A 26,555-nucleotide genomic window follows, 5' to 3' on the forward strand; every position below is an offset into this window, starting at 1 on the left:
TGTTAGAATTATCATGTGTTTTTATACTTTACTACATATAAGGATCGATTAAATGGCAAACATTTTAAAGAAGCTATACAACAACGATAAAAGGGAACTAAAGAAATTCGAAAAGATTGCGGCTCGAGTTGAGAGCCATGCCGATGAATACAGCAAGCTCTCGGACGAGGAGCTAAAGGCCAAGACGCCCGCATTCAGGGAACGGCTGCAGAATGGTGAAAGCTTAGACAGTCTTATGCCTGAAGCATTTGCGGTTGCGCGTGAAGGAGCCAAACGCGTGCTCGGCTTATTTCCGTTCCACGTACAAATCCTGGGTGGCATCGCCCTGCACTTTGGCAACATCGCCGAAATGATGACCGGTGAAGGCAAGACGCTGACCGCAACCATGCCGGTATACCTAAACGCCTTGACAGGCAAGGGCGTGCACGTTGTTACGGTCAACGAATACCTGTCCAGCCGTGACGCCGAGGAAATGGGCCAACTGTACAGGTGGCTCGGCCTAACGGTCGGCCTGAACCTCAATTCAATGTCGCCGGATGAAAAGCGGGAAGCGTACGCCGCGGACGTGACCTATTCAACCAACTCTGAACTCGGCTTCGATTATCTGCGGGACAACATGGTTGTCTACAAGGAGCAGATGGTTCAGCGTGAACTTAACTACGCAATCATCGATGAGGTTGACTCAATCTTGATTGATGAGGCACGTACCCCGTTGATTATTTCTGGCGAAGCGGAGCAGGCCAACGGCGACTATATCCGTGCCGACCGGTTTGTTAAGACGCTGCATGAAGACAAGAGCGACGAGGATGCCGATGACAATGAGGATCACGGTGACTACAAGATTGACTGGCCCACTAAGACAATCTCGCTAACCAGGACGGGTATCGAGAAGGCCTGTGAGCACTTTGGGCTGAAAAACCTGTACGACGTTGAAAACCAAAAGCTGGTCCACCACCTGGACCAGGCTCTGCGGGCCAATTACATTATGCTCAAGGACATTGACTACGTGGTCCAGGACGGCGAAGTTCTGATTGTCGACTCGTTCACCGGGCGTGTAATGCAGGGTCGGCGCTATTCCGACGGCCTGCACCAGGCAATCGAGGCCAAGGAGGGCGTTCGGATCCAGGAAGAATCCAAGACGCAGGCCACGATTACCTACCAGAATTTCTTTAGAATGTACAAAAAATTATCCGGCATGACCGGTACGGCCAAGACGGAGGAAGAGGAGTTCCGTGAAATCTATAACATGCAGGTCATCACGATTCCGACGAACCGCCCGAAGATCAGGAAGGACCGTTCCGACATTCTGTATCCTACCCTGGACTCCAAGTTTGCCGCAGTTGTTGATGAGATTAAGGAGCGCCACTCTAAGGGGCAGCCGGTTTTGGTTGGTACCGTTGCGGTTGAAAGCTCCGAACGATTGAGCATGCTGCTTAACCAGGAGGGCATTCCGCACGCCGTCTTGAACGCTAAGAACCACGCTAAGGAAGCACAGATTATCATGAATGCGGGTCAGCGCGGTGCCGTTACGATTGCCACTAACATGGCCGGTCGTGGTACCGATATCAAGTTGGGGCCCGGCGTCAAGGAATTGGGCGGTCTGGCTGTTATCGGTACCGAACGGCACGAATCCCGCAGAATCGACAACCAGCTGCGGGGCCGGTCTGGCCGTCAGGGCGACCCGGGCGTAACCCGCTTCTACCTCTCGCTGGAAGATGATTTAATGAAAAGGTTTGGGGGCGATCGGGTCAAGAACTTCCTGGACCGCTTGTCCGATAATGATGACGACAAGGTAATCGAGAGTCGTTTGATCACCCGGCAGGTTGAATCTGCCCAGAAGCGGGTAGAGGGCAACAACTATGACACCCGTAAGCAAACCCTGCAGTACGACGATGTTATGCGTATTCAGCGTGAAATCATTTACGGTGAACGGATGCAGGTCATTAATGAGGAGAACTCACTGAAGGACGTTCTGCTTCCGATGATCCGGCGTACCATTAACAGCCAGGTCGACATGTTCACGCAGGGCGACCGTAGCAAGTGGCGGCTCGATTCGCTGCGCGACTTCATCAGCTCGAGTCTGACAACCGAGGAAAAAGCGGCTGAAATCGACTTCAAGACCATTACGGTGTCGGAGTTAAAGCAAAAACTGTACAATCTGGTAGAGAAGAATTACAAGGAGAAGGAGCAGATTCTAGCCGATCCGTCCGAGATGCTCGAATTTGAGAAAGTGGTTATTTTGAGGGTGGTTGACGACCGCTGGACCGACCACATCGATGCCATGGACCAGCTGCGCCAGTCAATCAGCCTGCGGGGTTACGGCCAGCTCAACCCGCTGGTCGAGTACCAGGATTCAGGCTACAACATGTTTGAGGAAATGATTTCAAATATTGAGTTTGACGTGACCCGTCTATTCATGAAGGCTGAGATCAGGCAAAATCTTACCCGTTAAAAGTTAAGGTTGAGGGGAAAGCGGCTGCTTTCCCCTTTTGCTGTAAATTGATTAAGGAGAATATTAGTGATGGAACTAAGCGAAATTCAAAGTGAACTGGACAACTTAAAGAAGCGTCTTGATCACTTTAGGGGGTCTCTTTGACCTCGAAGCGATTAACGAGAGCATTCTGGTCAATGAGAACAAGATGCAGGAGCCCTCTTTTTGGAATAGCCAGGAGAAGGCACAAAAATTAATCAGTGAAAACAACGTGCTGAAGGAGAAGAGGGATTCCTTTTTAAGCCTGCAGGAAAACTACCAAAATGAGGTCACGGCGGTCGAACTGCTCCGCGAGGAGCCGGATGCGGACCTGCAAGAAGAGGTTGAACGCGACCTGCAAAAGCTGCAGGACGAATTTCATGAATATGAGATGGACCTGCTGCTGGCGGGCAAGTATGACAACCACAATGCGCTGCTTGAAATCCACCCCGGGGCCGGGGGCACGGAAGCGATGGACTGGGCCCAGATGCTGCTGCGGATGTACCAGCGCTATGCTGATAGTCGCGGCTTTGCGTTTGAAATCAGCAACTACGAGCCCGGTGAAGAGGCCGGGCTCAAAAGCGTCAGTGCCCGGATCAGCGGCAAAAACGCATACGGACTGCTCAAGTCCGAAAACGGCGTTCACCGCCTGGTGCGGATTTCGCCGTTTGACGCGGCCAAGAGGAGGCACACTTCCTTTGCATCGGTCGAAGTGATTCCCGAGGTTGACGACAGCATTAAGATTGATATTAATCCGAAGGACCTGCGCATTGACGTCTACCGTTCAAGCGGTGCCGGTGGTCAGCATATTAACAAGACTTCTAGCGCGGTGCGGATCACGCACCTGCCAACGGGTTTTGTCACCACCTCACAGGCGCAGCGCTCGCAGCTGCAGAACCGGGAGACGGCGATGAACGAATTGCGGGCCAAGCTTTTTCACCAGGAAGAGGAGAAAAAGCGCCAGCACAAGCAGGAACTGAAGGGCGACCAGAAGGAGATCGGCTGGGGTTCGCAAATCAGGTCCTACGTTTTCCACCCTTATAATTTGGTTAAAGATATGCGCACGGGCTATGAAACGGCCGATACAAGTGGTGTAATGGATGGAAAGTTGCAGCCGTTTGTTTACGCGTACCTGCAATGGCTGCTCGGTCAGGATAATCCGGAATAGGTGATAAAATGAGTTTTTGGGGAATTGTTGGCCTCGTTTTGCTGGCGGTGGTCATCTTAAGTATTTTGTTTGCGGTGTTTCACATTTTGATTATGCTGTTGCCCGCGGTTGTCGTGATTGCGGCGCTTATTTGGCTGATCAACCGCTTTACCAAAAAAGACGACGATAATGCGCCAACTGGTTCACGGTTTGACCAGCAGAATTGGTCCGAACCGTGGGGTGAAAATGGGTCCCAATTGCGGCGCAAGAAGGTCCGTGATGCCGAAACCAAGGATGTGGATAAATAATCTAAGGGGGCAATTGAAATGGCGAAAGCAGTCAAACTGAAAAATTTAATACGTGACAACAAGATTGTGCACGTCGTCCAGGGCAAGCAGTACATTGCGGATAAAGAAATAGTGGTTTCCGATATTTACCGGCCCGGGCTGGAACTGACGGGCTACTTTGATTTTTACCCCAAAAAGCGGATCCAGCTGCTGGGGCGCACGGAGATCTCATACGCCGCCCGGTTGGACCACGAGAGCCTGGTGCACGTTTTTGGCAAGCTGTGCACGGAGGCCACGCCCTGCTTCTTTGTGTCGCGTTCTTTGCGTGTGCCGCCGGAACTGCTGGTTGCTGCGGATGAAGCACACATTCCCATCTTGTCTTCCCACGAGTCGACCACCTACGTTTTGAGCATTCTGACCGAATACCTGCGTGAGCGCCTGGCGGTTCGGGATACGATCCATGGCGTGCTGATTGAGGTCAAGGGCTTAGGCGTTCTGCTCACCGGTGATTCCGGGGTCGGCAAGTCTGAAACGGCACTGGGGCTAATCCACCGCGGGCACCGGCTGATCGCGGACGACCGGGTTGACGTCTACCAGAAGGACGTGGAAACCGTGATGGGCGAGTCGCCGCAGATTCTGAAGCACCTGATGGAGATCCGGGGCATCGGAATCATCGACGTCATGGACCTGTTCGGTGTGGGCGCCGTGAAGAACCGTGAGAGCATCAAGCTGGTGATCAAGCTGGTTAACTGGGACAATAGCGCCAACTATGATCGCCTGGGCTTTGAAGAGAGCAAGCGTGACATCTGCAACGTCGAGGTTCCCCAGGTGACCATTCCGGTCAAGGTGGGACGTAACATGGAGGACATCATCGAGATCGCGGTGATGAATTTCCGGGCAAAGCAGATTGGCTATAATGCAACCGAGACTTTTGACCGCAACCTGAGCAAGCTGATTGCCCAAAATTCCCGGAAAGATGCAGAAAAGGATAATGATAAATGATTCTCACAATCAATCCGGTTGCTTTTACCCTGGGCGGCCTGAGCGTCAAGTGGTATGGCGTCATCATGGCGGTTGCAATTATCCTGGCCGTCTCGATGGCAATCGTAGAGGGCCGCAGGCGGCAAATTGCAAGCGATGATTTCCTCGACCTGCTATTGTGGGGCGTCCCGCTGGGATACGTAGGCGCCCGCGCCTATTACGTAGTTTTTGAGTGGGGCTACTACGCCCAGCACCCCGACCAGATTATTGCAATCTGGAACGGAGGGGTCGCTATTTACGGCGGCCTGCTTGCCGGCCTGGTTGTTCTCTTAGTATTTTGCTACCGGCGCATGCTGCCGCCCTTTTTAATGCTCGATGTGATTACGCCGGGCGTCATGGCCGCCCAGATCTTGGGCCGTTGGGGCAACTTCATCAACCAGGAAGCACACGGTGGTCCTACCACGCTGCATTTTCTGCAGTTGCTGCACCTGCCGGAGTTTATCATCAGCCAAATGAAAATCGGCGGCGTTTACTACCAGCCCACTTTTTTGTATGAGTCGCTCTTCAACCTTCTGGGGCTGCTCCTCATTCTGGCTCTGCGCCACCGCAAGCACCTGTTCAAACAGGGTGAGGTCTGCATGCTTTATGTCGGCTGGTATGCGGTTGTGCGCTTTTTCGTTGAGGGGCTGCGGACCGATAGCTTATACTTGGGCGGCGTCATCCGGGTCTCGCAATTGTTGAGCCTGATTTTGTTTATTGTGGTTCTCGGTCTGTTTTGCTACCGCCGCATGGTGGTCAAGCCGAAGTGGTACCTCGATGGCAGCGGCCTGAAGTTTCCGTACACGCGGGATTAGCACAGTATTATTTGAAAGAGAGACTGGAAGAAAATGGTAAAAATTGCAGTTTTAGGAGCCGGCTCATGGGGCACTGTTTTGGGTTCGATGCTTGCCGACAACGGTAACGAGGTTGTGCTTTTTGGCAACAATGAAAAGGTTGTCCGTGAAATTAACGAGCAGCACACAAACACCCACTACATGAAGAATTGGAGCATCAATACGGCGGCCTGGGCGACAAGCGACCTGAGTCAGGCACTGGATGGGGCAGCAATTGTCCTCTTCGTTTTGCCTACGCAGGCCATTCGCAGCGTTGCCCAGAATGTGGCTGCGGTCATGGCAAAAAGCGGGCAAAAGCCGCTGATCGTGACAGCCACGAAGGGAATTGAACCGGGCTCTAAGAAACTAATCTCGGAGATCCTGGAAGAAGAGCTCTATCCCGCCAATCCGGACCAGATTGTGGCAATTTCTGGTCCAAGTCACGCGGAAAGCGTTGCCGAAAAAGACCTTACCGCCATTTCCTGTGCTTCAACCAGCATGGAAAACGCGCGGCGGGTGCAGGAGCTTTTTTGCAATGACTACTTCCGCCTGTACACCAACAACGACCTGGTGGGAGTCGAGGTGGCCGGTGCGGTCAAAAACGTGATTGCGATTGCGGCCGGCATCCTGGTGGGCAAGCACTACGGCGATGACGCCAAGGCTGCACTGATGACCCGGGGCCTAGCCGAAATAACGCGCCTGGGCGTCAATTATTTTGGAGCCGAGCCGCTGACCTTCAGCGGTCTTGCGGGCATCGGCGATTTGATTGTGACCTGCACCTCGGTCAACTCGCGCAATTGGCGCTGTGGCAAGCAGCTCGGCGAGGGCAAGAGCCTGGACTACGTGCTCAAGAACATGGGGCAGGTGGTCGAAGGCGCTACGACCGTCAAGGCGGTTCACGAGTTGTGTCAGGAAAAGCAGATTGACATGCCAATCAGCGAAGCGATTTACCGCGTCATGTATGAAGGTGCCAACGTTGATGACGAGATTACGCGGATGATGGGCAGAAGTCCCAAACAGGAAATTAGACTTTAGTCCGGTGTTATAGTATTATTTACTTACTAAAAATAAGAATGTTACGGGGAGAAAAACATGACAAAAAAATATGACGTAATCATCATTGGTGCAGGACCCGGTGGATTAACCGCGGCCTTATATGCTTCCCGGGCCAACTTGGCAGTTTTGCTCCTTGACCGTGGTCTTTACGGCGGTCAGATGAATAATACGGATGCAATTGACAACTACCCGGGGTTCAGCGAGATTAAGGGGCCGGAACTCGGCGAAAAGATGTATAACTCAATCATGCGCTTCGGCACCGAGTTTGAGTACGGTGACGTGCAGTCGGTGACGGTAGACGGCACCGATAAGATTGTCAAGACCGATACGGGTGAATATAGTGCGCCGGCACTGATCATTGCCACCGGTGCTGACCACAGTCACCTGGGCGTTCCCGGCGAGGAGGAATATTCGGGCAAGGGCGTTTCCTACTGTGCCGTCTGTGACGCTGCTTTCTTCAAGGATGAGGACATCACGGTTATCGGCGGGGGCGACTCCGCAATTGAAGAGGGGATTTACCTCGCCCAGAGTGCGAAGTCAGTGACGGTGATCCACCGGCGCGACCAGCTGCGTGCCCAGCCGACACTGCAGAAGCGCGCCTTTGCGAACGAGAAGATGCACTTCATTTGGAACGGCCTGACCGAGTCAATTGACGGCGACGGCAAGCGGGTGACCGGTGTTACCTACAAGGATAAGGAAACAGGCGAAGAGAAGAAGCTGGCAACGCACGGCGTCTTTATCTACGTCGGCGTGATCCCGCAGACCGCTCCTTTCAAGGAGTTAGGCATCACCGATGAAAAGGGCTGGATACCGACCGATGAGCACATGAAGACGAAGGTCAGCGGCATTTTTGCACTCGGTGACGTTCGGGCCAAGGACCTGCGCCAGATTGCCAATGCCGTCGGTGATGGCAGCATTGCTGGCCAGGAGGCTTACAACTACCTGCAGGAACTAAATGATTAATAAAGAATAATTAAAGAACTCAGTTTGAAGGCTGAATTCTTTTTTATTTTGCAGATAGCGCGATCGATAAATGCTAGAATAAGAGTTATCAAAATGAAATAGCACAATAATTTTACGATAGAATCGAGGACTAAGCTCCATGAGCGCAGAAGAAATTTTTCGAAAATGGCAGCAAGCACCGCACATGCCCGATTACCTGCGGGACCAGCTGGCTGAATTAGGGCAAGACCATCAGTGGATTGAGGATGCGTTCGGGCAGGACATCAACTTTGGCACCGCGGGAATGCGGGGAAGGCTTGAACCGGGCACCAACCGGATTAACCTGTTTACGGTTGGCCGCGTTACCGAGGGTCTCGCCCGTCTGATCGATGAAGAAGGCGCCCAGGCGCAAAGGCGCGGCGTGGTGATTTCTTTTGATTCCCGTTACCATTCGCGCGACTTTGCCGAGCATGCAGCCCGGGTTCTGGGTGCACACGGCATTCACGTTTACCTCTTCGATGACTTGCGCCCAACCCCAGAATTGTCTTACGCGGTCCGCCACCTGCACACTTACGCCGGCATCAATATCACCGCTTCCCATAACGCCAAGCAGTATAACGGCTACAAGGTTTACGGCGCGGATGGGGCCCAGATGGGACCGGAAAATGCGGACCGGGTTTTTGACTACATGCAAAAGGTGGACGACATCTTTGGCGTTGAGGCTGCTCCCGTTGAGCGCCTCCGCGCGCAGGGAATTCTGCAGCTGATCGGCGAGGATCTTGATGAGGCCTACCTGGACGAATTAAAAACCGTCAATGTCAACCACCAGTTAATCAGGGAAAACGCGGACCGCCTAACGCTAATCTACACGCCACTCCACGGCACGGGCAAGATGCTCTATGAGCGCGCGTTTAGACGGGACGGTTTTACCAACGTCATCCCCGTACCGAGCCAGTCCATCGTTGATCCCGAATTTCCGACGACCAAAAAGCCAAACCCGGAATACCGCGACGTCTTTGACCCGGGCATTGAACTCGCCGATGCCAAGGGGGCAGATCTGATTATCGCAACGGATCCCGATGCCGACCGCATGGGCGCGTGCGTCAGGACGAAGGACGGCAGTTTTCAGGTCTTGACGGGGAACCAGATTGCGACCCTCATGATTTACTACCTGCTGGTTAACCTGAAAAATAGCGGCCGGCTGAGTGCTGACTTTGAGCTCGTTACCTCGGTTGTTTCCAGCAACATGCCGCTTAAGATCGCACGCGCTTTCGGCATCAAAACCAAGTCCGTTCTTACCGGATTCAAGTTTATCGGCGAGGAAATCGACCGCATGAACAAGGAGCACGACGGCAAATTTTTGATGGGGTTCGAGGAAAGCTACGGCTACCTCTTCAAGCCCTTCGCGCGCGACAAGGATGCGATGCAGGGCGCGCTTATGTTTGCCGAGGTGGCAGCTTACTATGCATCCCGTGGCATGACCGTTCTTGACGGCCTCCAGGAAATTTGGCAAAAGTACGGCACGTCCTACGAAATTACGCGGGCGGTTGAGATGCCCGGCATCGGCGGCCAGAAGAAGATGGTGGCACTCATGGCCAACTTGCGCAGCAGGCACTTAGACGCGGTTGCCGGCGTCAAGGTAGTCAAGACGCAGGACTTTTGGACCCAAGTGGAAACGGCGGCGGGGCAGGAAACGCCCCTTGCTGGCTTGCCGAAGTCGAATGTCCTGAAGTATTACCTCGAAGACGAAACCTGGCTTGCGCTGCGCCCGTCTGGCACCGAACCGGTTATTAAGGTTTACGTTGGCGTCAACAAGCCCGACATCAAAACCGCGATGGCGGCCGCGGCCGGCTACCAGGATGCTCTGGCGCAGCTGCTCAGGTAAAGCAAATAATGTGCGAAAATACGTTCGGTAGAGTAAAATATACCTGTGAATTAAAAGTTGGACTTTTCGTCCAACTTTTTTACGAGGAGCGAATCTATGATTAAAAGACAAGATAAACGCAAATTTGAACTTGTGTCCAAGTTTAAGCCGGCGGGCGACCAGGAACAGGCAATCGATCAACTGACGGCTGGTTTTAAAAAGGGTTATAAGGAACAGATCCTTGAGGGGGCCACGGGGACGGGCAAGACCTTCACGATGGCCAACGTTATTGCCCGGCTGAACAAGCCGACGCTGGTGATTTCGCATAACAAGACCCTCGTGGGGCAGCTCTACGGTGAATTCAAGGAGTTTTTCCCGCACAATGCGGTTGACTACTTCGTCTCATACTACGACTACTACCAGCCCGAGGCCTACGTGCCCCAGTCCGACACGTACATCGAAAAGGACTCGGCGATCAACGATGAGATTGACCAGCTGCGCCACCAGGCGACTAGCGACCTCATGGAGCGCAACGACGTCATTGTGGTGGCGTCCGTGTCCTGCATCTATGGGCTAGGGGACCCGCATGAGTATGCGGCCAGCGTGATTACCATCCATGAGGGCGACGATTACGGCAGGAACGTTTTATTGCGCAACCTGGTCAACATCCAGTACGACCGCAACGATATTGACTTCCAGCGTGGACGTTTTCGCGTACGCGGAGACGTTGTCGAAGTCTTTCCGGCGGGCAACTCCAACCACGCCTACCGGATTGAGTTTTTTGGCGATGAAATCGACCGTATCGTTGAAGTGGACTCACTGACCGGCGAGGTGATTGGGGAGCGGGAAAGCATCTCGCTGTTTCCCGCAACGCACTTCATGACCAACGATGAGCAACTGCGCCGGGCACTCAAGGCTATTTCGCAGGAAATGAAAATCCAGGTAAAGGATTTTGAGGGGCAGGGCAAGCTGCTTGAGGCCGAACGGATCAAGCAGCGGACCACGTTTGACATGGAAATGATGGGTGAGGTCGGCTACACCAACGGGATTGAAAATTACTCACGGCACATGGAGGGGCGCAAGGAGGGCGAGCCGCCGTATACCCTGCTCGACTTCTTCCCCGATGACTTTTTGATTCTGATTGACGAGTCGCACGCCACGATGCCAGAGATTCGCGCAATGTACAACGGTGACCGCAACCGGAAGAAGACGTTGATCGACTATGGCTTTCGTTTGCCCTCTGCGCTTGATAACCGGCCGCTTAAATTAGAGGAATTTGAAAAGCACGTCCGGCAGATTATGTACGTGTCGGCAACGCCGGGCGACTACGAGTTGGCCCGCACCGACCACAAGGTGGAGCAGATTATCAGGCCGACCGGACTGCTCGACCCCCAAATAGAGGTTCGGCCGGTCGAGGGCCAGATTGACGACCTGGTGGGCGAGATCAACCAGCGCATTGAGAACAACGAGCGTGTTTTCGTCACGACCTTAACCAAAAAGATGTCGGAAGACCTGACCGACTACCTCAAGGACCTTGGCATCAAGGTGCAGTACCTGCACTCCGACGTTAAGACGCTGGAACGGATGCAGATCCTGCGGGATTTGCGCCTGGGCAAGTATGATGTCCTGATTGGGATCAACCTCTTGCGTGAGGGCATCGACGTCCCGGAGGTTTCCCTGGTCGCAATCCTCGACGCGGACAAGGAAGGCTTTTTGCGTGCCTACCGGCCGCTCGTACAAACGATGGGTCGGACCGCGCGCAACGCCCACGGCGAGGTCATCATGTACGCCGATACGATCACGGACTCGATGCGCCAAGCCATTGAGGCAACCAGGAGAAGGCGCAAGCTGCAAATTAAGTTTAATGAGGAACACGGCATGACGCCGCAGACGATTGTCAAACCGATCCGGGACGTCATCTCTGCCACCAAGGTAGCGGAAGTGGCTGATAGCGACAGTTTTGCCGACCTGAACTTCGACGAATTAACCGCCAAGCAGAAGAAAGACATGATCAAAGACCTGCGCAAGCAGATGCAGGATGCGGCCAAGAAGCTGGACTTCGAAGGTGCTGCCACTCTGCGCGACGCAATCATGGAACTTGAAAGTTCAACGCGCAAACCGATTAAGAAAAAGGGAAAAACACTAAATGGTAAATGATAAAATTGTTATCCGTGGTGCACGGGAACATAACCTGAAGAATATTAGCCTGTCGATTCCCAAGGACAAGTTAGTTGTAATTACGGGCCTGTCGGGTTCGGGCAAGAGCTCGCTGGCCTTCGATACGCTGTACGCGGAAGGACGCAGGCGGTATGTGCAGTCGCTGTCGAGTTATGCCCGGCAGTTTTTGGGGCAGATGGACAAGCCGGACGTCGATTCAATCGACGGGCTGAATCCGGCCATTTCAATTGACCAGAAGACGACCTCGCACAATCCGCGCTCTACGGTTGGAACGGTCACGGAAATCAACGACTACCTGCGTCTGCTCTGGGCCCGGGTAGGGCACCCGCTGTGTCCCAATGACGGGACGCCAATCGAACGCCAGTCGGTTGAACAGATGGTTAACCGCATCTTGGCCCTGCCAGAACGCAGCCGGATTCAGCTCTTGGCCCCCGTGATTAGGGCAAAGCGGGGTGCGCACAAGGAGGTGTTCAAGCGGGTGCAGCGGGCCGGTTACGTGCGCGTGATTGTTGACGGCGAGATGCACGAGATTGGCGAGGATTTTGACCTCGATAAGAACAAGCGGCACACAATCGACATCGTGGTCGACCGGTTGATTGTCAAGGATGGTATCCGGTCGCGGCTGTTCGATTCGGTCGAAGCCGCATTGCGTCTGTCGGACGGCTACATGAACGTTGACGTCATTGGCGGTGAGACGCTGAACTTTTCGGAATACTACGCCTGTCCCCAGTGCGGGTTCACGGTGGGCGAGATGGAGCCCCGGCTCTTTTCCTTCAATGCCCCCTTTGGTGCCTGTCCGGACTGCGATGGACTGGGCGTCAAGCTGGCCGTTGACGAGGACCTGGTGGTTCCTGACCGTGCCAAAACGCTGGCTGCAGGTGCGCTTGTCCCCTGGAAAAACTCCAAATATTACACTGCGATGCTAGAGCAGGCCTGTGAGGCACTCAAGATCCCACTCGACAAGCCCTTTAACAAGCTGACAGCCAAGCAGCAGATGACGATTTTGCACGGCTCTGACAAGAAAATCAAGTTCCACGTTACCGGCGACTTTGGCGTGAACGATGCCACTGCGCCCTTCGAAGGCGTGATGGACAACGTGGAGCGGCGCTACTTGCACCCGATGTCGAAGTTCATGCGGGATGCAATGGGCAAGTACATGACGGAGCTCACGTGTGCCACGTGCCACGGTAAAAGGCTGAACCGCAAGGCGCTAGCCGTCAAGGTGATGGGCAGAGACATTGCGGAAGCATCGGAATTGCCCATCAACCGTGCACTCGACTTCTTTGGCAAGATTGACCTCAATGAACAGGAGACCGCTATTGCCAAGCCGATCTTAAAGGAAGTGCGGGACCGCTTAAACTTTTTAAACAGCGTCGGACTCGATTACCTGACGCTGTCGCGGTCGGCCAATACCCTGTCGGGCGGCGAGGCCCAGCGGATACGGCTAGCTACGCAGATTGGTTCCAACTTGTCGGGCGTTATGTACGTGCTTGATGAACCGTCCATCGGGCTGCACCAGCGCGATAATGACCGCCTGATTGCGGCCCTTAAGCGGATGCGCGATCTGGGCAACTCCCTGATTGTGGTTGAGCACGATGACGAGACCATGAGGCAGGCTGATTACCTGATTGACATGGGTCCCGGTGCGGGCGCGAATGGCGGCGAGGTGATGGCAGCTGGCAGTCCGCAGGAAGTTGAAAAAAGTGCTCAGTCACTGACGGGGCAGTACCTGGCCGGTAAAAAGTTTGTGCCGGTGCCGCTGAAGCGGCGCAAGGGCAGCGGCAAGAAAATTACCGTGAAGGGTGCAGCCGAAAATAACCTGAAGAACCTCAAGGTGGACTTTCCGCTCGGCAAGTTTGTAGTGGTGTCGGGCGTTTCTGGCTCCGGCAAGTCGACGCTGGTCAACACAATCCTGAAGCGGGCACTGGCCCAAAAATTAAACCGCAACCAGACGAAGCCGGGCAAGTACAAGTCGATTACGGGCTACAAGAATATCGAAAAGATCATCGACATCGACCAGAGCCCGATTGGCAGGACGCCGCGCAGCAACCCCGCCACCTACACCGGCGTTTTTGACGATATCAGGGCGCTCTTTGCCCAGACCAACGAGGCCAAGCTGCGGGGCTACACTAAGGCCCGCTTCTCCTTCAATGTCAAGGGCGGCCGCTGCGAGGCCTGCCACGGCGATGGCATCATCAAGATCGAAATGAACTTTTTGCCCGACGTTTATGTGCCATGCGAGGTCTGCCACGGCAGCCGCTACAACTCGGAAACGATGGAAGTCACTTACCGCAAGAAAAATATTGCGCAGGTCCTGGATATGACCATTAGCGAATCCTGCGACTTTTTCAAGAACATCCCCAAGATTGCCCGCAAGCTGCAGACGATTGTTGACGTTGGCCTGGGCTACGTCAAGCTGGGCCAGTCGGCCACGACGCTGTCCGGCGGCGAGGCCCAACGAATGAAGCTGGCTGCGGAACTGCAAAAGCTGTCAACGGGCAAGAATTTTTACATCCTGGACGAGCCGACCACTGGTCTGCATACGGATGACATCAAGCGCTTGCTTGAGGTTCTGCAGCGGCTTGTTGACCAGGGCAATACCGTTTTGGTGATTGAGCACAACCTGGACGTGATTAAAAATGCAGACTGGCTCATCGACATGGGACCTGAAGGCGGTGAAGGAGGCGGCGAAGTTGTTGCCACGGGTACCCCGGAGCAGCTCGCTACCGTCAAAAAGAGCTACACCGGGCAGTACCTTAAGCCGATTCTCGAGCGGGATACGGCTCTCACCAGGCGTGCAACTAAGAATTCAATCCAATAGTATTCATTTAATTTGGATAAAGAGTAAAATAGTCCACAAGGAGGAAAAAAGATGGATAATTTTAGTTTCGGGGAGAAGCGGGGCTTTAACTGGGCCGCCTTCATTTCCGGTGTATTAATGATAGTTGCCGGCTTATTCTTAATCCGTCATCCCGGTACGGCTCTGCACGCGTTTGTGCTGCTGTTTGCCATTCTGTCGATTGTGCAGGGATTTGTTTGGCTGGCGATTTACAGCCGCTTCCGCTACTTGATACCGAACAGCTGGTTGTCAATTGTTTCGGGGGTTTTGGATATTCTCATCGGCATCATGTTTCTTTATTCATACGATGCTGGTGGCCTCACGATTGCGTACCTGTTTGCCTTCTGGTTTCTGTTTGACTCAATCTCGGGGATCATCTTTTCGTGGCACCTGCGCAACGTTTCCAGCATCTACTCGTGGATGAACATAATATTGAATGTACTCGGATTGCTGATTGCGGTCAGTCTGATGTTCAATCCTGCCTTGTCCGCCTTGACGCTGATCTGGCTCGTGTCGTTTTGGCTGCTTATTTTTGGGCTAAACGAAATTGTGGCAGCCTTCGTCAACCGCTAGGCAAAGATAATAAAGCAATAATAAAAGTTCGTAAAGAGCTTTTTTTTTGCATAAACTTTGCATAAAAAAGTTGTGAAACGCCCGGTATGTTATAATTTTTGTAATGGGAGGCTGGCAATATGGCTGATGATAAAAAACAGTTGTTGATTGTGACGGGGATGAGTGGTGCAGGCAAGACCGTGGCCGCACATGCGCTCGAAGATATGGGCTACTTTGTCGTTGATAATTTGCCTCCGACGCTGCTTCCAAGCTTCTGGAGTTTAATTGTTGATTCGGATGACTTCACGAAGGTGGCCGTGGTGCTGGACTTGCGAATCAAGAGTTTCTATAAGGACCTGCTCGATGAAGTGAATTCGCTCGAGGACAATGGCAGCGTCCAGACTCGTATTGTGTTTTTAAATGCATCTGATGATACCCTGGTTGCCCGTTACAAGGAAACGCGCCGGGTGCCCCCGCTTGGTTCTGGCGGCCGGCTCCTTGACAGTATTAAGAACGAACGGCAGATCTTGACGGGCATTAAGAATCGGGCAAACGACATCATTGACACTTCCGAATTGAGTTCCAAGGAGCTAAAGCAAAAGCTCATCGCGGAGTTCAGCGGCAAGCAAAAGCAGGAGTTTGCAATCGAAGTGATGTCTTTTGGTTTTAAGTACGGGATGCCGATCGATGCCGACATCGTGATGGATGTCCGCTTTTTGCCCAACCCCTTTTATATTCCGGAACTGCGCCCGTTTACGGGACTGGACAAGCGCGTCTTTGACTATGTTATGGATAAAAAAGAAACGGTGACTTTCTACCGGAAGCTGCTTGATCTCATCCAGAGTGCGCTGCCTGGCTATATCAAAGAGGGAAAGAGCAAGTTGACGATTGCCATTGGCTGCACGGGCGGCCAGCACCGCAGCGTGGCAATCGCCCAGCAGCTAGCCCATGATCTAGCCCAGAATTACGCAGTTGATATCACGCACCGCGAAATTAGCCGGTATACGAAGAAAAGGTGAAAAAATGGTTTATAAGAATAACAAAACGGGCAGAGCCGCCACCGGCAAGCGGCCACGGGTAGTTGTAATTGGTGGCGGCACGGGCTTGCCCGTAGTGCTAAATGCACTAAAGGACAAGGATGCCGAAATAACAGCAATTGTGGCCGTATCTGATGATGGGGGCTCGTCGGGCTCGATTCGCAACTTCATTAACGTGGTTCCGCCTGGTGACATTCGCAACGTCCTTGTTTCCTTGAGCAATATTTCCCAAGAAGCAAAAGACATCTTTCAGTACCGCTTTGATTCATCGGACTCCTTTTTTTCAGGCCATGCGATTGGCAACCTGGTTATTGCGGCCCTCAATGAGATGCACGGCAATATTTTTGACGCCGTCCAGTCACTGTCCCAAATGATGAACGTGGACGGCCATGTGTATCCGGCGTCCAATGAACCCCTGACCTTGAACGCCGAGTTTATCGATGGCACCGTTCAGTCTGGTGAAAAGGAAATCACCGATATGGACAAGCGCATCAAGCGCATCTGGGTTACCAATACCAATTCAGATTCCGCACCCGAAGCCGTTGCCCCCGTTTTGGCGGCAATCATGCAGGCCGATGCCGTTGTTTTGGGTCCGGGCAGCCTGTTTACGTCCATCCTGCCGAACCTCATGATCCCCAATCTGGGCGAAGCCGTCCGTAAGACCCGGGCAGAGGTGATCTACATCTGCAACATCATGACCCAGCTCGGCGAGACCGACCACTTTTCGGACCGGGACCACGTGGCGGTAATCAACAAGCACCTTGGCGGCCACTACATCGACACGACCCTGGTCAATGGTGCCAAGATTGACATGGGGAAGTTCAACCCCAGCGACTACGATGCGTACATGGAGCCGGTTAAGAATGATTTCGCGGGTTTGCGCGCAGAGGGCTGCCGCGTGATCACCGACGACTTCATTGATCAGCGCAGCGGACTAGTGTTCCATGACGGCAAAAAAGTGGCGCGCGAGGTTATCAACCTGGCCTTCGCCGCGATGGCACGCAGAAAGGAATAGCGGATATGGCAAGCTATGCTAGCGGGGTGAAGAAGGAACTTACGGCGCTGCCGATTCATTCCGAGCACGCCAAGGCGGAACTGGCCGCCTTTCTGCGTATGAACGGCGTGCTTAACTACCATGATCACCAGTTCAGTCTGGATATCACGACCGAAAACCCGGCGATTGCGCGGCGCATCTTCTCACTGATCAAGAGCGCGTACCGGATTGAGCCGCTCCTAATCGTGTCGCGCAAGATGAAGCTGAAGAAGAACAACCAGTACCTGGTACGTTTGCAGACGCACGTGCGCGAAGTATTGGCCAACCTGGAAATACTGTCGCCGTCCGCGGGTCTCATTACCAGGATTCCCAAGCGGATTACCGCATCACGCGAGGGGGCGATGTCGTACTTGCGCGGTGCTTTTCTGGCCAGCGGCAGCGTCAATAACCCCGCAACGAGCCGCTATCACCTTGAGGTTTATTCGGCTTACGAAGACCACAACGATGACCTGCTTGAATTGATGAATCATTACTTTAACCTGAATGCCAAGAGCACTAAGCGCCGGCGGGGCTACATCGTTTACGTTAAGGAAGCCGAAAAAATCGGCGACTTTCTCCACATTGTCGGCGCCCTGAATGCCATGCTGGCCTTCGAAGACCTGCGCATCATGCGCGACATGCGCAACTCGGTCAACCGCCTCGTCAATTGTGACACGGCCAACCTCAAGAAGACGGCAACGGCGGCCGCCAAGCAGGTTGAGGACATTGAGCTGATTGAGCGCAAAATCGGCCTGGACAATATTCCCGAAAAGTTGCAGGGTCTGGCCCGTCTGCGTCTTGCCAACCCCGAATTGTCGCTGAAAGAAGTGGCCGAGCAGGTGCCGGATGGTCCCATTTCCAAGTCGGGAGCCAACCACCGGTTTCAGAAGCTGCATGAATTGGCCAAGAGCCTGGGCGAATAAAAAAGAATCCTTCACTGGTGAAGGGTTCTTTTTTTAGTGGCTTGAGGCAACAATCAGTTCAATTCCGCTATGGGCGATGCTTCTAACTATGTCTTTTGCGGGGACTTTATCGGTAATAATGGTTTGAATTTTATCTGATTCAAAGTCAGAAAGCAGGATATAGTCGTTTTTGCCAAATTTACTGTGATCAATCAAGAAAATAGTTTTTTGTGCACGATTAATAGCAGCTCTTTTCATGAAAGTTTGGTTTTCATCAGCCATATAAATTCCTCTGCTGTCAATGGAACTACATGAAAGAAAAGTTAAATTTGGGCGATAATTATGATTTAAATCATCAATTGCTTTGGGTCCTAGAATGGAGTTAGAACGGTAGGAAACTTGGCCCCCTAGTACTGATAAGTCAATGTTTTTAAGCTGCGTAACCTCGTCAACAATGTTAATGTTGTTAGTAATTACATGAATATTTTTCTTTCCTGCAAAATATTTTGGTAGAAAAGTTAATGTTGACGAACCGTCAAGAAAAATTGCAGCACCATCAGTAATTAATTCTGCAGCATATTTACAAAGTTTGTTTTTAATCGTAACATTTTCACTTTTTCTAGTTGCATATGCTATTTCAACGTTAGAATTTTCTAGCAAGCTAACGTATCCATGGGTGCGCTGAACTGTATTAGTGGCCTGGAGGCTAATAAGGTCCCTTCGTAAAGTAGAAATGCTTATTCCAAGTTCTTTTTGTAGAACATTAGTACTAATTCTCTTGTTGTGAGCTAAAATTTCAATTATTTTCTGTAGTCGATCGGCCTTAGATATATTCAAAATTACTCCTCCTAAATTTCTGAGAGTGAACCTTATTGGTTCTCTTTTTTTCGTTTGGATATGTTTAATTATAGCGTTTACAGCGACTAAATAAATTTAAATAGCAAGTTATCATGCAAAAAAATATTATATATCTTATTTGATTGAATTTTTTTGAACTATTTATTTTTGCAATAAAAAATAAATACTATTGCTAATCTATTGAAAGCGTTTTATAATATTATGTGTAAAATAAAAGTTCATAAAAGTTCAAACAAATGAACAAAGGAGGAAAAGATGAGTGAATATGCCGACTTGTTTACAAAAGAATTAATTTTTGAAGGAGTTGATGCTACAGATAGAGATGATTTATATCAAACAATTGCACGGAAACTTACTGAATCTGGAGTAACGAAATCGAGCTATTTTGATGCTCTGTGCAAAAGGGAGGATGAGTTTCCTACGGGATTAGAAACGCAATATCTTCCCATAGCTTTGCCACATGCAAATCCAGAAAATGTTAACAAAGCTTTTATTGCGGTTGTAAAAACTAAAAAAGAAATTGTTATGAAACAGATGGGCACTGACGAGGAGATGAGTACCAGAAATTTCTTCTTTTTGGGAATTGTTAAAGAAAAACAAGAATTGCAGGTTAAATTGCTGCAACGGTTTATGCAATTAATGAATGATAAAAATTTTGTTGATGGCTTTAAAAGGCTAGATGAACCAGCCAAAGTATATAAGTATTTAGTTGATAGATTTTGAAGGAGATTATCATGTTAAAAATTGTCGTTGCATGTGGAAGTGGAATTGCTACTAGTGAAACAGTCGTTGGCTCTGTGAAATCATTTTTGGAAGAGCACCAAGTTAGAGGGGTAGAAGTCGAGGCTACAGACTTTAAGCAATTGGCAAGTGTTTTATCAAACTACGATATCTATGTTTGGCTGGCAAAACCAACTCCGGAAATTCATGGTATTTGTCAAAAAGAAGGTATACCTGAAATAAATGGTGTCGATATCTTAACGGGATCCAAAGGTGACAAAACATATTTGGAACTTGTTAATGCAATGATGTCTTTGAAAAGTCTGGCTTAAAAGAAAGGCGATGAATGCAAATGGAAATACTAAAAAATATTGTTAATTATGTTTTAAATTTGGGTGCTGCTGTTTTTGTACCCTTGATTATGTTCATAATTTCAATAATTGCACGATTAAAGTTAAGCAAGGCTGTAAAGGCGTCTTTAACTTTGGGTGTTGCCTTTAGTGGAATGACGTTGGTTGTCAACTACATGACGGATTCAATTTCGCCTGCAGCTAAAGCCATGTCAAAAATGTTGCATTTGAGTTTAAACGCAATTGATCAGGGATGGCCAGGAGTAGCAGCTATTACGTGGTCATACAAGGCCGCATTTCTATTCTTTCCATTTTTACTATTAATTAATTTCGTTATGTTAACTTTTAACTGGACGAAAACATTGAACGTTGATATGTGGAATGTTTGGAATAAAATATTCACCTATGTTGTTGTGCTATATTTTACACATAACGCATTTTACGGATTTATTGTTGCAGGTATTCAAATTGTTCTAGAGCTCAAAGCTGGTGATATGTGGCAAAGGCATATTGAGGACATGACCGGGATTCCTGGAGTGACTGTTCCGCACTTTATAACATTATTTGCAGTAGTTTTAATGCCACTGAATAAGTTATTAGATTTCATTCCAATTATGAATAAGCCAGCGGACGCTAATGCTATTCAAAAGAAAATTGGTATTTTCGCAGATAATTCAGTTATGGGTGCAATTATTGGGGTCTTGCTAGGCTTTGGAGCGGGATATTCTGTTTCTGGTTCATTAAAATTGGCAATCGAAGCCGCTGCAGCGATGACAATGTTTCCTATGATTTCTAAATTATTTATGGAGGCTTTGAATCCTATTGCGAGTGCTATGAACGATATGATGAAAAAGCATTTCAAGGGTCGTCAAGTTTTCATTGGATTAGATTGGCCAATTCTTGCAGGTCGTAATGAGCTATGGGTTACTGTTATTATTCTTGTACCCGTTATGTTAATTATGGCAATGTTTTTACCTGGAAATACCGTTTTGCCATTTGCAGGAATTATTAATTTATCATTCGTAGTTGCTGCGCTTCTCTTAACTGGCGCTAACTTGTGGCGGATGCTTACCTTGGGAATTATAACTACACCATTGTTCTTATATGGCGCTACGTATTTTGCGCCTGTTATAACTAATTTAGCGAAGTCTACGGGAGCAGTTCATGTGAGTGCTGGTCAGCAACTCTCTTGGTCAACTTTTGAAGGACCAGATTTTAGATTGTTTTTTGCGCAGGCTTTTAATGGTAAGTGGTGGGCCATTGTTGCGGCACTGGTTTGGCTTCTAATTTTCATTTGGCTATATAAAGATCAAAACAAAGTAGCGTTACCAAGTAAACGTTATGCCACTAATCTGAATTTAGTTGATGAAAGTATTGTGCTTGATTCATCGAACAGTGCAGAACCGGTAAATAATAGTTGGACAATTTCTAATATTGACGGACTAGACTTTGCCAATGTGCATAAAAGAAAGTCAGATGTCCAATTTAAAAGAAAATTCAATTTGTCTGATATTGATAATACAGATTTTAGCAATTTTAATGGCTGATTATGAAGGAAAGTGTTTACATGAAAAACAAAACTTCCCTTTCTAAGGCTTATTCAAAAATTTGGTGGTCATTTGCGCTGTTCATCAATGTAATTCTGACAATTCAAGCAATAGTAACAGAAAATATTTTGGGTTGTATAAGTGTAACTTTATTTGGTCTGTTTATTGCAAAATACGGAGATCCAGTTATTTTTGCAAAGTATAATCAACAAAGGGAAATTAGATATCAAAAAGCACGTGCTAAAAGTAAACAATTAAAAAGAAATAGAAAAGGATAAAATAAAATGATAGAGAACTATAATATTACAAAAGAAAGATTGCCATTTGAAAATGAAAGAAAAGACATTGCTGAAGTAGCACGAGAAATGTTCAATCGCCAAATGACTAATGTTGCTGGCGGCAATATTTCAATCAAGATTACTCCAGATGAAACTTTTTCTTATGATGGACAAACATATTATGCAAATCATGATTATCTATTGATGACGCCAACGTTTATGTCAGAAGCGTGGTTCTCAAGATTAAGTGCTTCGCAAATTCTTGTTATTGATATGGAAACCGGTAAAAAGTTAGCGGGAGAAGGTCGATTGACCCGTGAAATAAATATGCATATAGGTGCATATAAAGCAAATAGTGGTATTCAAGTTGTTTATCATTCGCATGCACCTAAAAGCATGTTTTGGGCTACTATGGGACAGGATATGCCTAATCTAACAGAGATTACATCATTTAATATTCCATTAGGAAAAATCAAATGTTTACCATATCGGGAAGCATGTAGCAAAGAATTAGCAGATTTAGTTCACGATGAACTGGTTAAATTAGGCGATGATGCTAAGGAGAATATTTTTTTGCTCAATAGCCACGGGATTTTGATTACCGAAACGGATTTGCATGCTGCCGCAGAAGTTTTAGAGACTGTAGAATGGAATGCTGAAATTGCTTATAAACAGACAATTTTCAAGAAATTAGGAATTATAGACCAGTATCAATCACGAGGGAAAAGTACTAACGGCATGATTGATTAAAAAGCAAGAGTAATTACATATTCAAAAATAAAAGAGGCTAAACGTATTCGTGATAATATCACTGTTTAGCCTCTTTTTAATCAAAGTCATAATAATAGTTCTACAATTAAATCAATCGGTGAAGTAAACCCGCTAGATTGGATTCCAAGCCATCTAGCGGTTTTATTATGGTTAAAGTTACCGTCGAACAAAAATCACAGGCGCTTAGGCTAATTAAAGAAGTCTACAGTGGTCGCCACGTGGCCAAGATAATTAGCACAGGGTCACAAAAAAATTATGGTAGTCGATTCAAGCTTCAGATCTTAATTGGAAAAAATAATATGACTAGACTTAGCAAAATACTGCTTTTTTTCAGGATTACTCCCCCTAGCTTAATTGTGCACTGGCAAAACTATTTGATGAAGACGTGTTTGTTGTGCTTGATATTAATAGAAGCCGACTACCGATGAATAAAAACAAAAAATTAAAAAATAATAATAAATAATGTTTACAATTAATAATAAATAATTTATAATTTAATTTAACTAGCAATAGTTGAATTATTCTATCATGAAATAGTTATGTTTTAAAAGGGCGCAATTCATTGTGGTCAATGCTTGCAGTCGCGATTATTCAGCCGGCAGTGATTTCTGCGGGCGTGATAAAAGCGGCAAATGATGCTCAATGATATTGCCACGCGCCATTTTAACTCAAAGCGCGGATGATAGCATTCGAAAAGGATGGCAAGATTAAGGGTATTTCGGCTTTTGTGCTGTATAGCCGAGGAAAAGCGCTTTTTTCAGGCTACCGGCAAGGGTTATGCCCCGAAATTACGCTTTCTTGGTTAGAAAAGCAAAATTTAAAGGGTAAAACAAATGAAAAACAAAATAATAAGAGCCGTCCTGATCTTAATAAGTCCAATATGGATATCCTTATTTAATCGAGAGCCTTACGTCTTTTTAATATGGGCAGTCAACGGCTACCTGATATCGATAATAGCCACAACCTGGATCGTTATAGAGGGGAATACGCTGCTTGAACAAATCGGCAACGACCTGATTTACTGCTTGATCATGCAGGGCCCAGCAATCAGTTTTGAGTTGCAATGCTTAATGAACTGGACGGACAAGCAGCAGAACCACCCGCTGCTGATCTTCTTTATCCTGTTGTTAAACATCGGTTTGATAATTCTGTTTGACTGCCTGATTTATCAGGCCAATTTTCAGAATAAGAGGCAAAGCAAAGGATAGAAATTTTATTGTATTTAGATTCTGAGATTGGCATAAACCTTTTAGGTGGCTGGGTGCGCTGATAGCACGCCACCTTTTTTTATTAACCGCATAAAAGGGTCTGGGAAAAACTTATTTCCCAGACCCTTATTCTGATTAAATCTGCTTGGTTATTTCTTCTGGTTGACCATGATCTCGTCAATTAGGCCGTAGTCCTTGGCTTCCTGGGCGGTCATGTAATTGTCGCGTTCAGTGTCTTTTTGAATCTTCTTCAGCGGTTGACCGGTCGTGTCATGCAGGATTTCATTAATCTTTTCCCGGTTCTTCAGGATTTCGTTAGCTGCAATCTGAATGTCGGTTTGCTGGCCCTGCGCGCCACCAAGCGGCTGGTGAATCAAGACGGTGGAGTTCGGCAGGGCAAAGCGTTTGCCCTTGGCACCACTGGTCAAAAGAATGGATGCCATTGAAGCAGCCATGCCAATAGCAATCGTGGAGACGTCGGACTTGATAAAGTTCATGGTGTCCATTATGCCCAGACCGGAAGTGATCACGCCACCCGGTGAATTAATGTAAAGCGAAATGTCCTTGGTGTTATCCTGAGCATCAAGGAACAGCAGCTGTGCAATGATTGAGTTGGCCATATTATCGTTGATTTCGCCACTAAGCATGATAATGCGGTCCTTCAACAACCGGGAATAAATGTCATAAGCGCGTTCGCCACGGGCAGTTTGTTCAATAACTGTAGGTACAAGCATATTTTACCTCCTAAATTTATGTTTCTCTTTTAATTAGCACTCTAATAAGTACAGTGCTAATTAAAGCACTTACGCTAAAGGCTGTCAATGAAAGTGTATTGATTTTGTATTCTTTGTTACAGCATCCGTATTATATAATAGCAATATAGAATTTTGATTTGGAGGAAATGTTTTGAAGCGTTTTAAAAAATTTGCGACGATTTCGATGACACTGCTGGGTGGCCTGCTGATTTCAGCCAAGCTATCGGCGACACCGGTTGCGGCAGATTCAGACAACACTCAGCCACAGGGGCAGGACAGCACGAATCAGCCTGCAAACGCGGCACCCGCTAACAAGACGGGTGACAGCGGCAAGACCGATGCAAACAAGCCTGGTGCAACGGACAACGAAGCGGCTGATAACGGGGGGCAGGATGATGCTAGTGATCAGCCTATGCCTAAGAAAAAGAAGCCTAAGCAGGTCGTTACCGGCTACGCGATGATGACCAAGGTGGCTGGCAACAAGAACTACAAGGTGTGGAAGAGCGTTACCAACGGCAAGGTGCACAAGAAAGTGGCCGATGGGATCAACTTCCAGTACAGCCACATCCAGTCAGACCAACTGATTGAGACCAAGAAGCAGCGCTACTGGCGCATTTACGTTAATGGCCGTCAGGTTGGCTACGTCAACGAGAAGTTTTTTGCGAGAAACCAAATCGCAGTGCCCAAGACCATCTCACTGGTGCGCAATGAAAACTACACCTTTCCCACCCGTGATGCTATCTCTTACGTTACCAACTTTATGGGCACGGTGATTGACAGTCAGGATGAACAGGTCAAGGTTTCAAAAGAAAATATCGACTGCTCAAAGCCTAAGACCTACAAGATTAAGTATACCTATGGCGATGCCAAGGCAGTGGTCAAGATTACGGTAAGAAAGAGCACGACCGAAGGGATTGCCGACCAGAATGCGGTAAACACCATCACGGCCAGACCGGGAACTAGCGACCACCAGACGTGGAAGACCCACTACGGTTCATCCATCAACTACATTAGCCCAACCGAGTACACTCCCGAAACGGAAAAGCACACCTTAACCAGTGGCAACTTGACCTTGAAGACAAGATTGTACCAGCCGGTTCTGCTCAGCGTAAAGGATCCTAGCGATGACAACATCAACCGGGTCGGTCACATTCCAGAAGGCGTGACGGTATCAAACAACTGGGCTTACACGAGTCTGCTCAGTCACACGAACCTGACCTCCGGCCACATTGTGGGCTATGACATGAGCAAGATTACCAACCCGTTCGATGCCCAGCTCATGCTTGACATGTCGCAGAAGGATTTCAACAAGTTTGCTGCGAACATCAAGGTCAGCCCGTACATTCCGATTGGCCACGGCCAGGCACTGGGCGCCAGCGACGACTACGTCTACATTTTGAACAACGACAACACGCTGAAGCAAACGACTGATTCAATGGAATTGGTTCAGATCCGCAAGAGTGACCTGCAGATCAACAAGATTTGGACGTTCAAGACCTGGGTCGGCGACGAGACCAACCCGCGCTACTTCCAAAACGGCGTGATCGTTTCCGATAAGGAGATGTATGCCGTCTACCACGACACCGATAACAACTGCTACGAATACTGGCAGCTAACCCGTACCGGCGACAACTGGTATCCAAAATTGGTGGGCAAGACCGACGGCAACTTTGTCAATAACAATGCGCCGGTTCAAGGCTTCACTTACGACACCAAGAACAAGAACTTCTACCTGGCCTTCAACGACCTGATCTTTAAGATCGGCCGTGACGGCACGCTGAAGGATACTTATTCATTCGACACCGGTCGGGAGATCGAAGGCATGTCGGTCAGTGGCGGCAAGTTATACGTTAACTTGGCCCAGCGTGCAGAGCTGCTGGCCAGCGCAAAAATCAAGTAATCAAGCAT

23 protein-coding genes are annotated in these 26,555 nt (G+C 49.1%); 21 read left to right on the forward strand and 2 right to left on the reverse strand.

The window, feature by feature from the left end:
• The first annotated feature begins 52 nt into the window (after positions 1-52).
• The 14 genes from secA (at position 53) to whiA (ending at position 18,181) form a co-directional block, all read left to right on the forward strand.
• On the forward strand, positions 53-2,452 hold the full coding sequence (gene secA, locus AC2JF6_RS03175) for a preprotein translocase subunit SecA (protein WP_500729319.1): 2,400 nt from the start codon (positions 53-55) through the stop codon (positions 2,450-2,452).
• Positions 2,453-2,521: 69 nt separating this feature from the next.
• Positions 2,522-3,638 (forward strand): peptide chain release factor 2 gene (gene prfB, locus AC2JF6_RS03180; RefSeq protein WP_500729320.1). Its coding sequence is split into 2 segments (ribosomal slippage): positions 2,522-2,593 and positions 2,595-3,638, totalling 1,116 coding nucleotides; the frame shifts between segments, so codons are not numbered across the junction.
• Positions 3,639-3,646: 8 nt separating this feature from the next.
• Positions 3,647-3,925: a hypothetical protein gene (locus AC2JF6_RS03185; RefSeq protein WP_500729321.1), complete on the forward strand. Its 279-nt coding sequence runs from the start codon at positions 3,647-3,649 to the stop codon at positions 3,923-3,925.
• A gap of 18 nt (positions 3,926-3,943) precedes the next feature.
• The gene (hprK, locus tag AC2JF6_RS03190; RefSeq protein ID WP_500729322.1) at positions 3,944-4,906 is read left to right on the forward strand and encodes an HPr(Ser) kinase/phosphatase; all 963 of its coding nucleotides are present in this window, start codon (positions 3,944-3,946) and stop codon (positions 4,904-4,906) included.
• Positions 4,903-5,739 (forward strand): prolipoprotein diacylglyceryl transferase, encoded by an 837-nt coding sequence (gene lgt / locus AC2JF6_RS03195; protein ID WP_500729323.1) that lies wholly within the window; start codon positions 4,903-4,905, stop codon positions 5,737-5,739. The genes hprK and lgt overlap by 4 nt, the downstream gene beginning before the upstream one ends.
• Positions 5,740-5,772: 33 nt before the next feature.
• The gene (locus tag AC2JF6_RS03200; RefSeq protein WP_500729324.1) at positions 5,773-6,792 is read left to right on the forward strand and encodes an NAD(P)H-dependent glycerol-3-phosphate dehydrogenase; all 1,020 of its coding nucleotides are present in this window, start codon (positions 5,773-5,775) and stop codon (positions 6,790-6,792) included.
• A 57-nt stretch (positions 6,793-6,849) separates the two neighbouring features.
• Complete coding sequence (gene trxB, locus AC2JF6_RS03205; RefSeq protein WP_500729325.1) at positions 6,850-7,776, forward strand: thioredoxin-disulfide reductase; 927 nt, start codon at positions 6,850-6,852, stop codon at positions 7,774-7,776.
• A gap of 139 nt (positions 7,777-7,915) precedes the next feature.
• Entirely contained in the window at positions 7,916-9,640 is a 1,725-nt protein-coding gene (locus tag AC2JF6_RS03210; protein ID WP_500729326.1) for a phospho-sugar mutase, read from the forward strand.
• Positions 9,641-9,736: 96 nt separating this feature from the next.
• A complete protein-coding gene (uvrB, locus tag AC2JF6_RS03215) occupies positions 9,737-11,776 on the forward strand; it encodes an excinuclease ABC subunit UvrB (RefSeq protein ID WP_500729327.1) in 2,040 nt (679 codons plus the stop codon).
• Positions 11,766-14,618, forward strand: a complete 2,853-nt coding sequence (gene uvrA / locus AC2JF6_RS03220; RefSeq protein ID WP_500729328.1) for an excinuclease ABC subunit UvrA — start codon at positions 11,766-11,768, stop codon at positions 14,616-14,618. The genes uvrB and uvrA overlap by 11 nt, the downstream gene beginning before the upstream one ends.
• A 51-nt stretch (positions 14,619-14,669) precedes the next feature.
• Positions 14,670-15,209, forward strand: coding sequence for an HdeD family acid-resistance protein (locus AC2JF6_RS03225; RefSeq protein WP_500729329.1), 540 nt, complete (start codon positions 14,670-14,672; stop codon positions 15,207-15,209).
• Between the two features lie 119 nt (positions 15,210-15,328).
• Complete coding sequence (rapZ, locus tag AC2JF6_RS03230) at positions 15,329-16,207, forward strand: RNase adapter RapZ (RefSeq protein WP_500729330.1); 879 nt, start codon at positions 15,329-15,331, stop codon at positions 16,205-16,207.
• A 4-nt stretch (positions 16,208-16,211) separates the two neighbouring features.
• A complete protein-coding gene (locus tag AC2JF6_RS03235) occupies positions 16,212-17,240 on the forward strand; it encodes a gluconeogenesis factor YvcK family protein (protein ID WP_500729331.1) in 1,029 nt (342 codons plus the stop codon).
• A gap of 5 nt (positions 17,241-17,245) precedes the next feature.
• The gene (gene whiA / locus AC2JF6_RS03240) at positions 17,246-18,181 is read left to right on the forward strand and encodes a DNA-binding protein WhiA (RefSeq protein ID WP_500729332.1); all 936 of its coding nucleotides are present in this window, start codon (positions 17,246-17,248) and stop codon (positions 18,179-18,181) included.
• Positions 18,182-18,214: 33 nt separating this feature from the next.
• Here whiA and AC2JF6_RS03245 read toward each other — a convergent pair whose 3' ends face one another.
• Positions 18,215-18,997, reverse strand: coding sequence for a DeoR/GlpR family DNA-binding transcription regulator (locus AC2JF6_RS03245; protein WP_500729333.1), 783 nt, complete (start codon positions 18,995-18,997; stop codon positions 18,215-18,217).
• 276 nt (positions 18,998-19,273) lie between these two features.
• Between AC2JF6_RS03245 and AC2JF6_RS03250 the strand changes: the two genes are divergently transcribed.
• The 6 genes from AC2JF6_RS03250 (at position 19,274) to AC2JF6_RS03275 (ending at position 23,892) form a co-directional block, all read left to right on the forward strand.
• Positions 19,274-19,741 carry a PTS sugar transporter subunit IIA gene (locus AC2JF6_RS03250; protein ID WP_500729334.1) on the forward strand — a complete coding sequence of 156 codons (468 nt, stop codon included), beginning with the start codon at positions 19,274-19,276 and terminating at the stop codon, positions 19,739-19,741.
• A gap of 11 nt (positions 19,742-19,752) precedes the next feature.
• Entirely contained in the window at positions 19,753-20,070 is a 318-nt protein-coding gene (locus AC2JF6_RS03255; protein ID WP_500729335.1) for a PTS sugar transporter subunit IIB, read from the forward strand.
• Positions 20,071-20,090: 20 nt separating this feature from the next.
• Positions 20,091-21,635 (forward strand): PTS galactitol transporter subunit IIC, encoded by a 1,545-nt coding sequence (locus AC2JF6_RS03260; protein ID WP_500729362.1) that lies wholly within the window; start codon positions 20,091-20,093, stop codon positions 21,633-21,635.
• Positions 21,636-21,655: 20 nt separating this feature from the next.
• Positions 21,656-21,913: a hypothetical protein gene (locus AC2JF6_RS03265; protein ID WP_500729336.1), complete on the forward strand. Its 258-nt coding sequence runs from the start codon at positions 21,656-21,658 to the stop codon at positions 21,911-21,913.
• Positions 21,914-21,919: 6 nt separating this feature from the next.
• Positions 21,920-22,663 (forward strand): class II aldolase/adducin family protein, encoded by a 744-nt coding sequence (locus AC2JF6_RS03270; RefSeq protein WP_500729337.1) that lies wholly within the window; start codon positions 21,920-21,922, stop codon positions 22,661-22,663.
• A gap of 854 nt (positions 22,664-23,517) precedes the next feature.
• The gene (locus AC2JF6_RS03275; RefSeq protein WP_500729338.1) at positions 23,518-23,892 is read left to right on the forward strand and encodes a hypothetical protein; all 375 of its coding nucleotides are present in this window, start codon (positions 23,518-23,520) and stop codon (positions 23,890-23,892) included.
• Positions 23,893-24,041: 149 nt separating this feature from the next.
• On the opposite strand, the gene clpP is transcribed toward AC2JF6_RS03275, so the two are convergent.
• Positions 24,042-24,626: an ATP-dependent Clp endopeptidase proteolytic subunit ClpP gene (gene clpP / locus AC2JF6_RS03280; protein WP_500729339.1), complete on the reverse strand. Its 585-nt coding sequence runs from the start codon at positions 24,624-24,626 to the stop codon at positions 24,042-24,044.
• Positions 24,627-24,798: 172 nt separating this feature from the next.
• Here clpP and AC2JF6_RS03285 point away from each other — a divergent pair, with 172 nt between their 5' ends.
• On the forward strand, positions 24,799-26,547 hold the full coding sequence (locus AC2JF6_RS03285) for an SH3-like domain-containing protein (RefSeq protein WP_500729340.1): 1,749 nt from the start codon (positions 24,799-24,801) through the stop codon (positions 26,545-26,547).
• Positions 26,548-26,555 lie beyond the last annotated feature (8 nt).

The sequence above is a fragment of the Lactobacillus sp. XV13L genome (assembly GCF_059900875.1).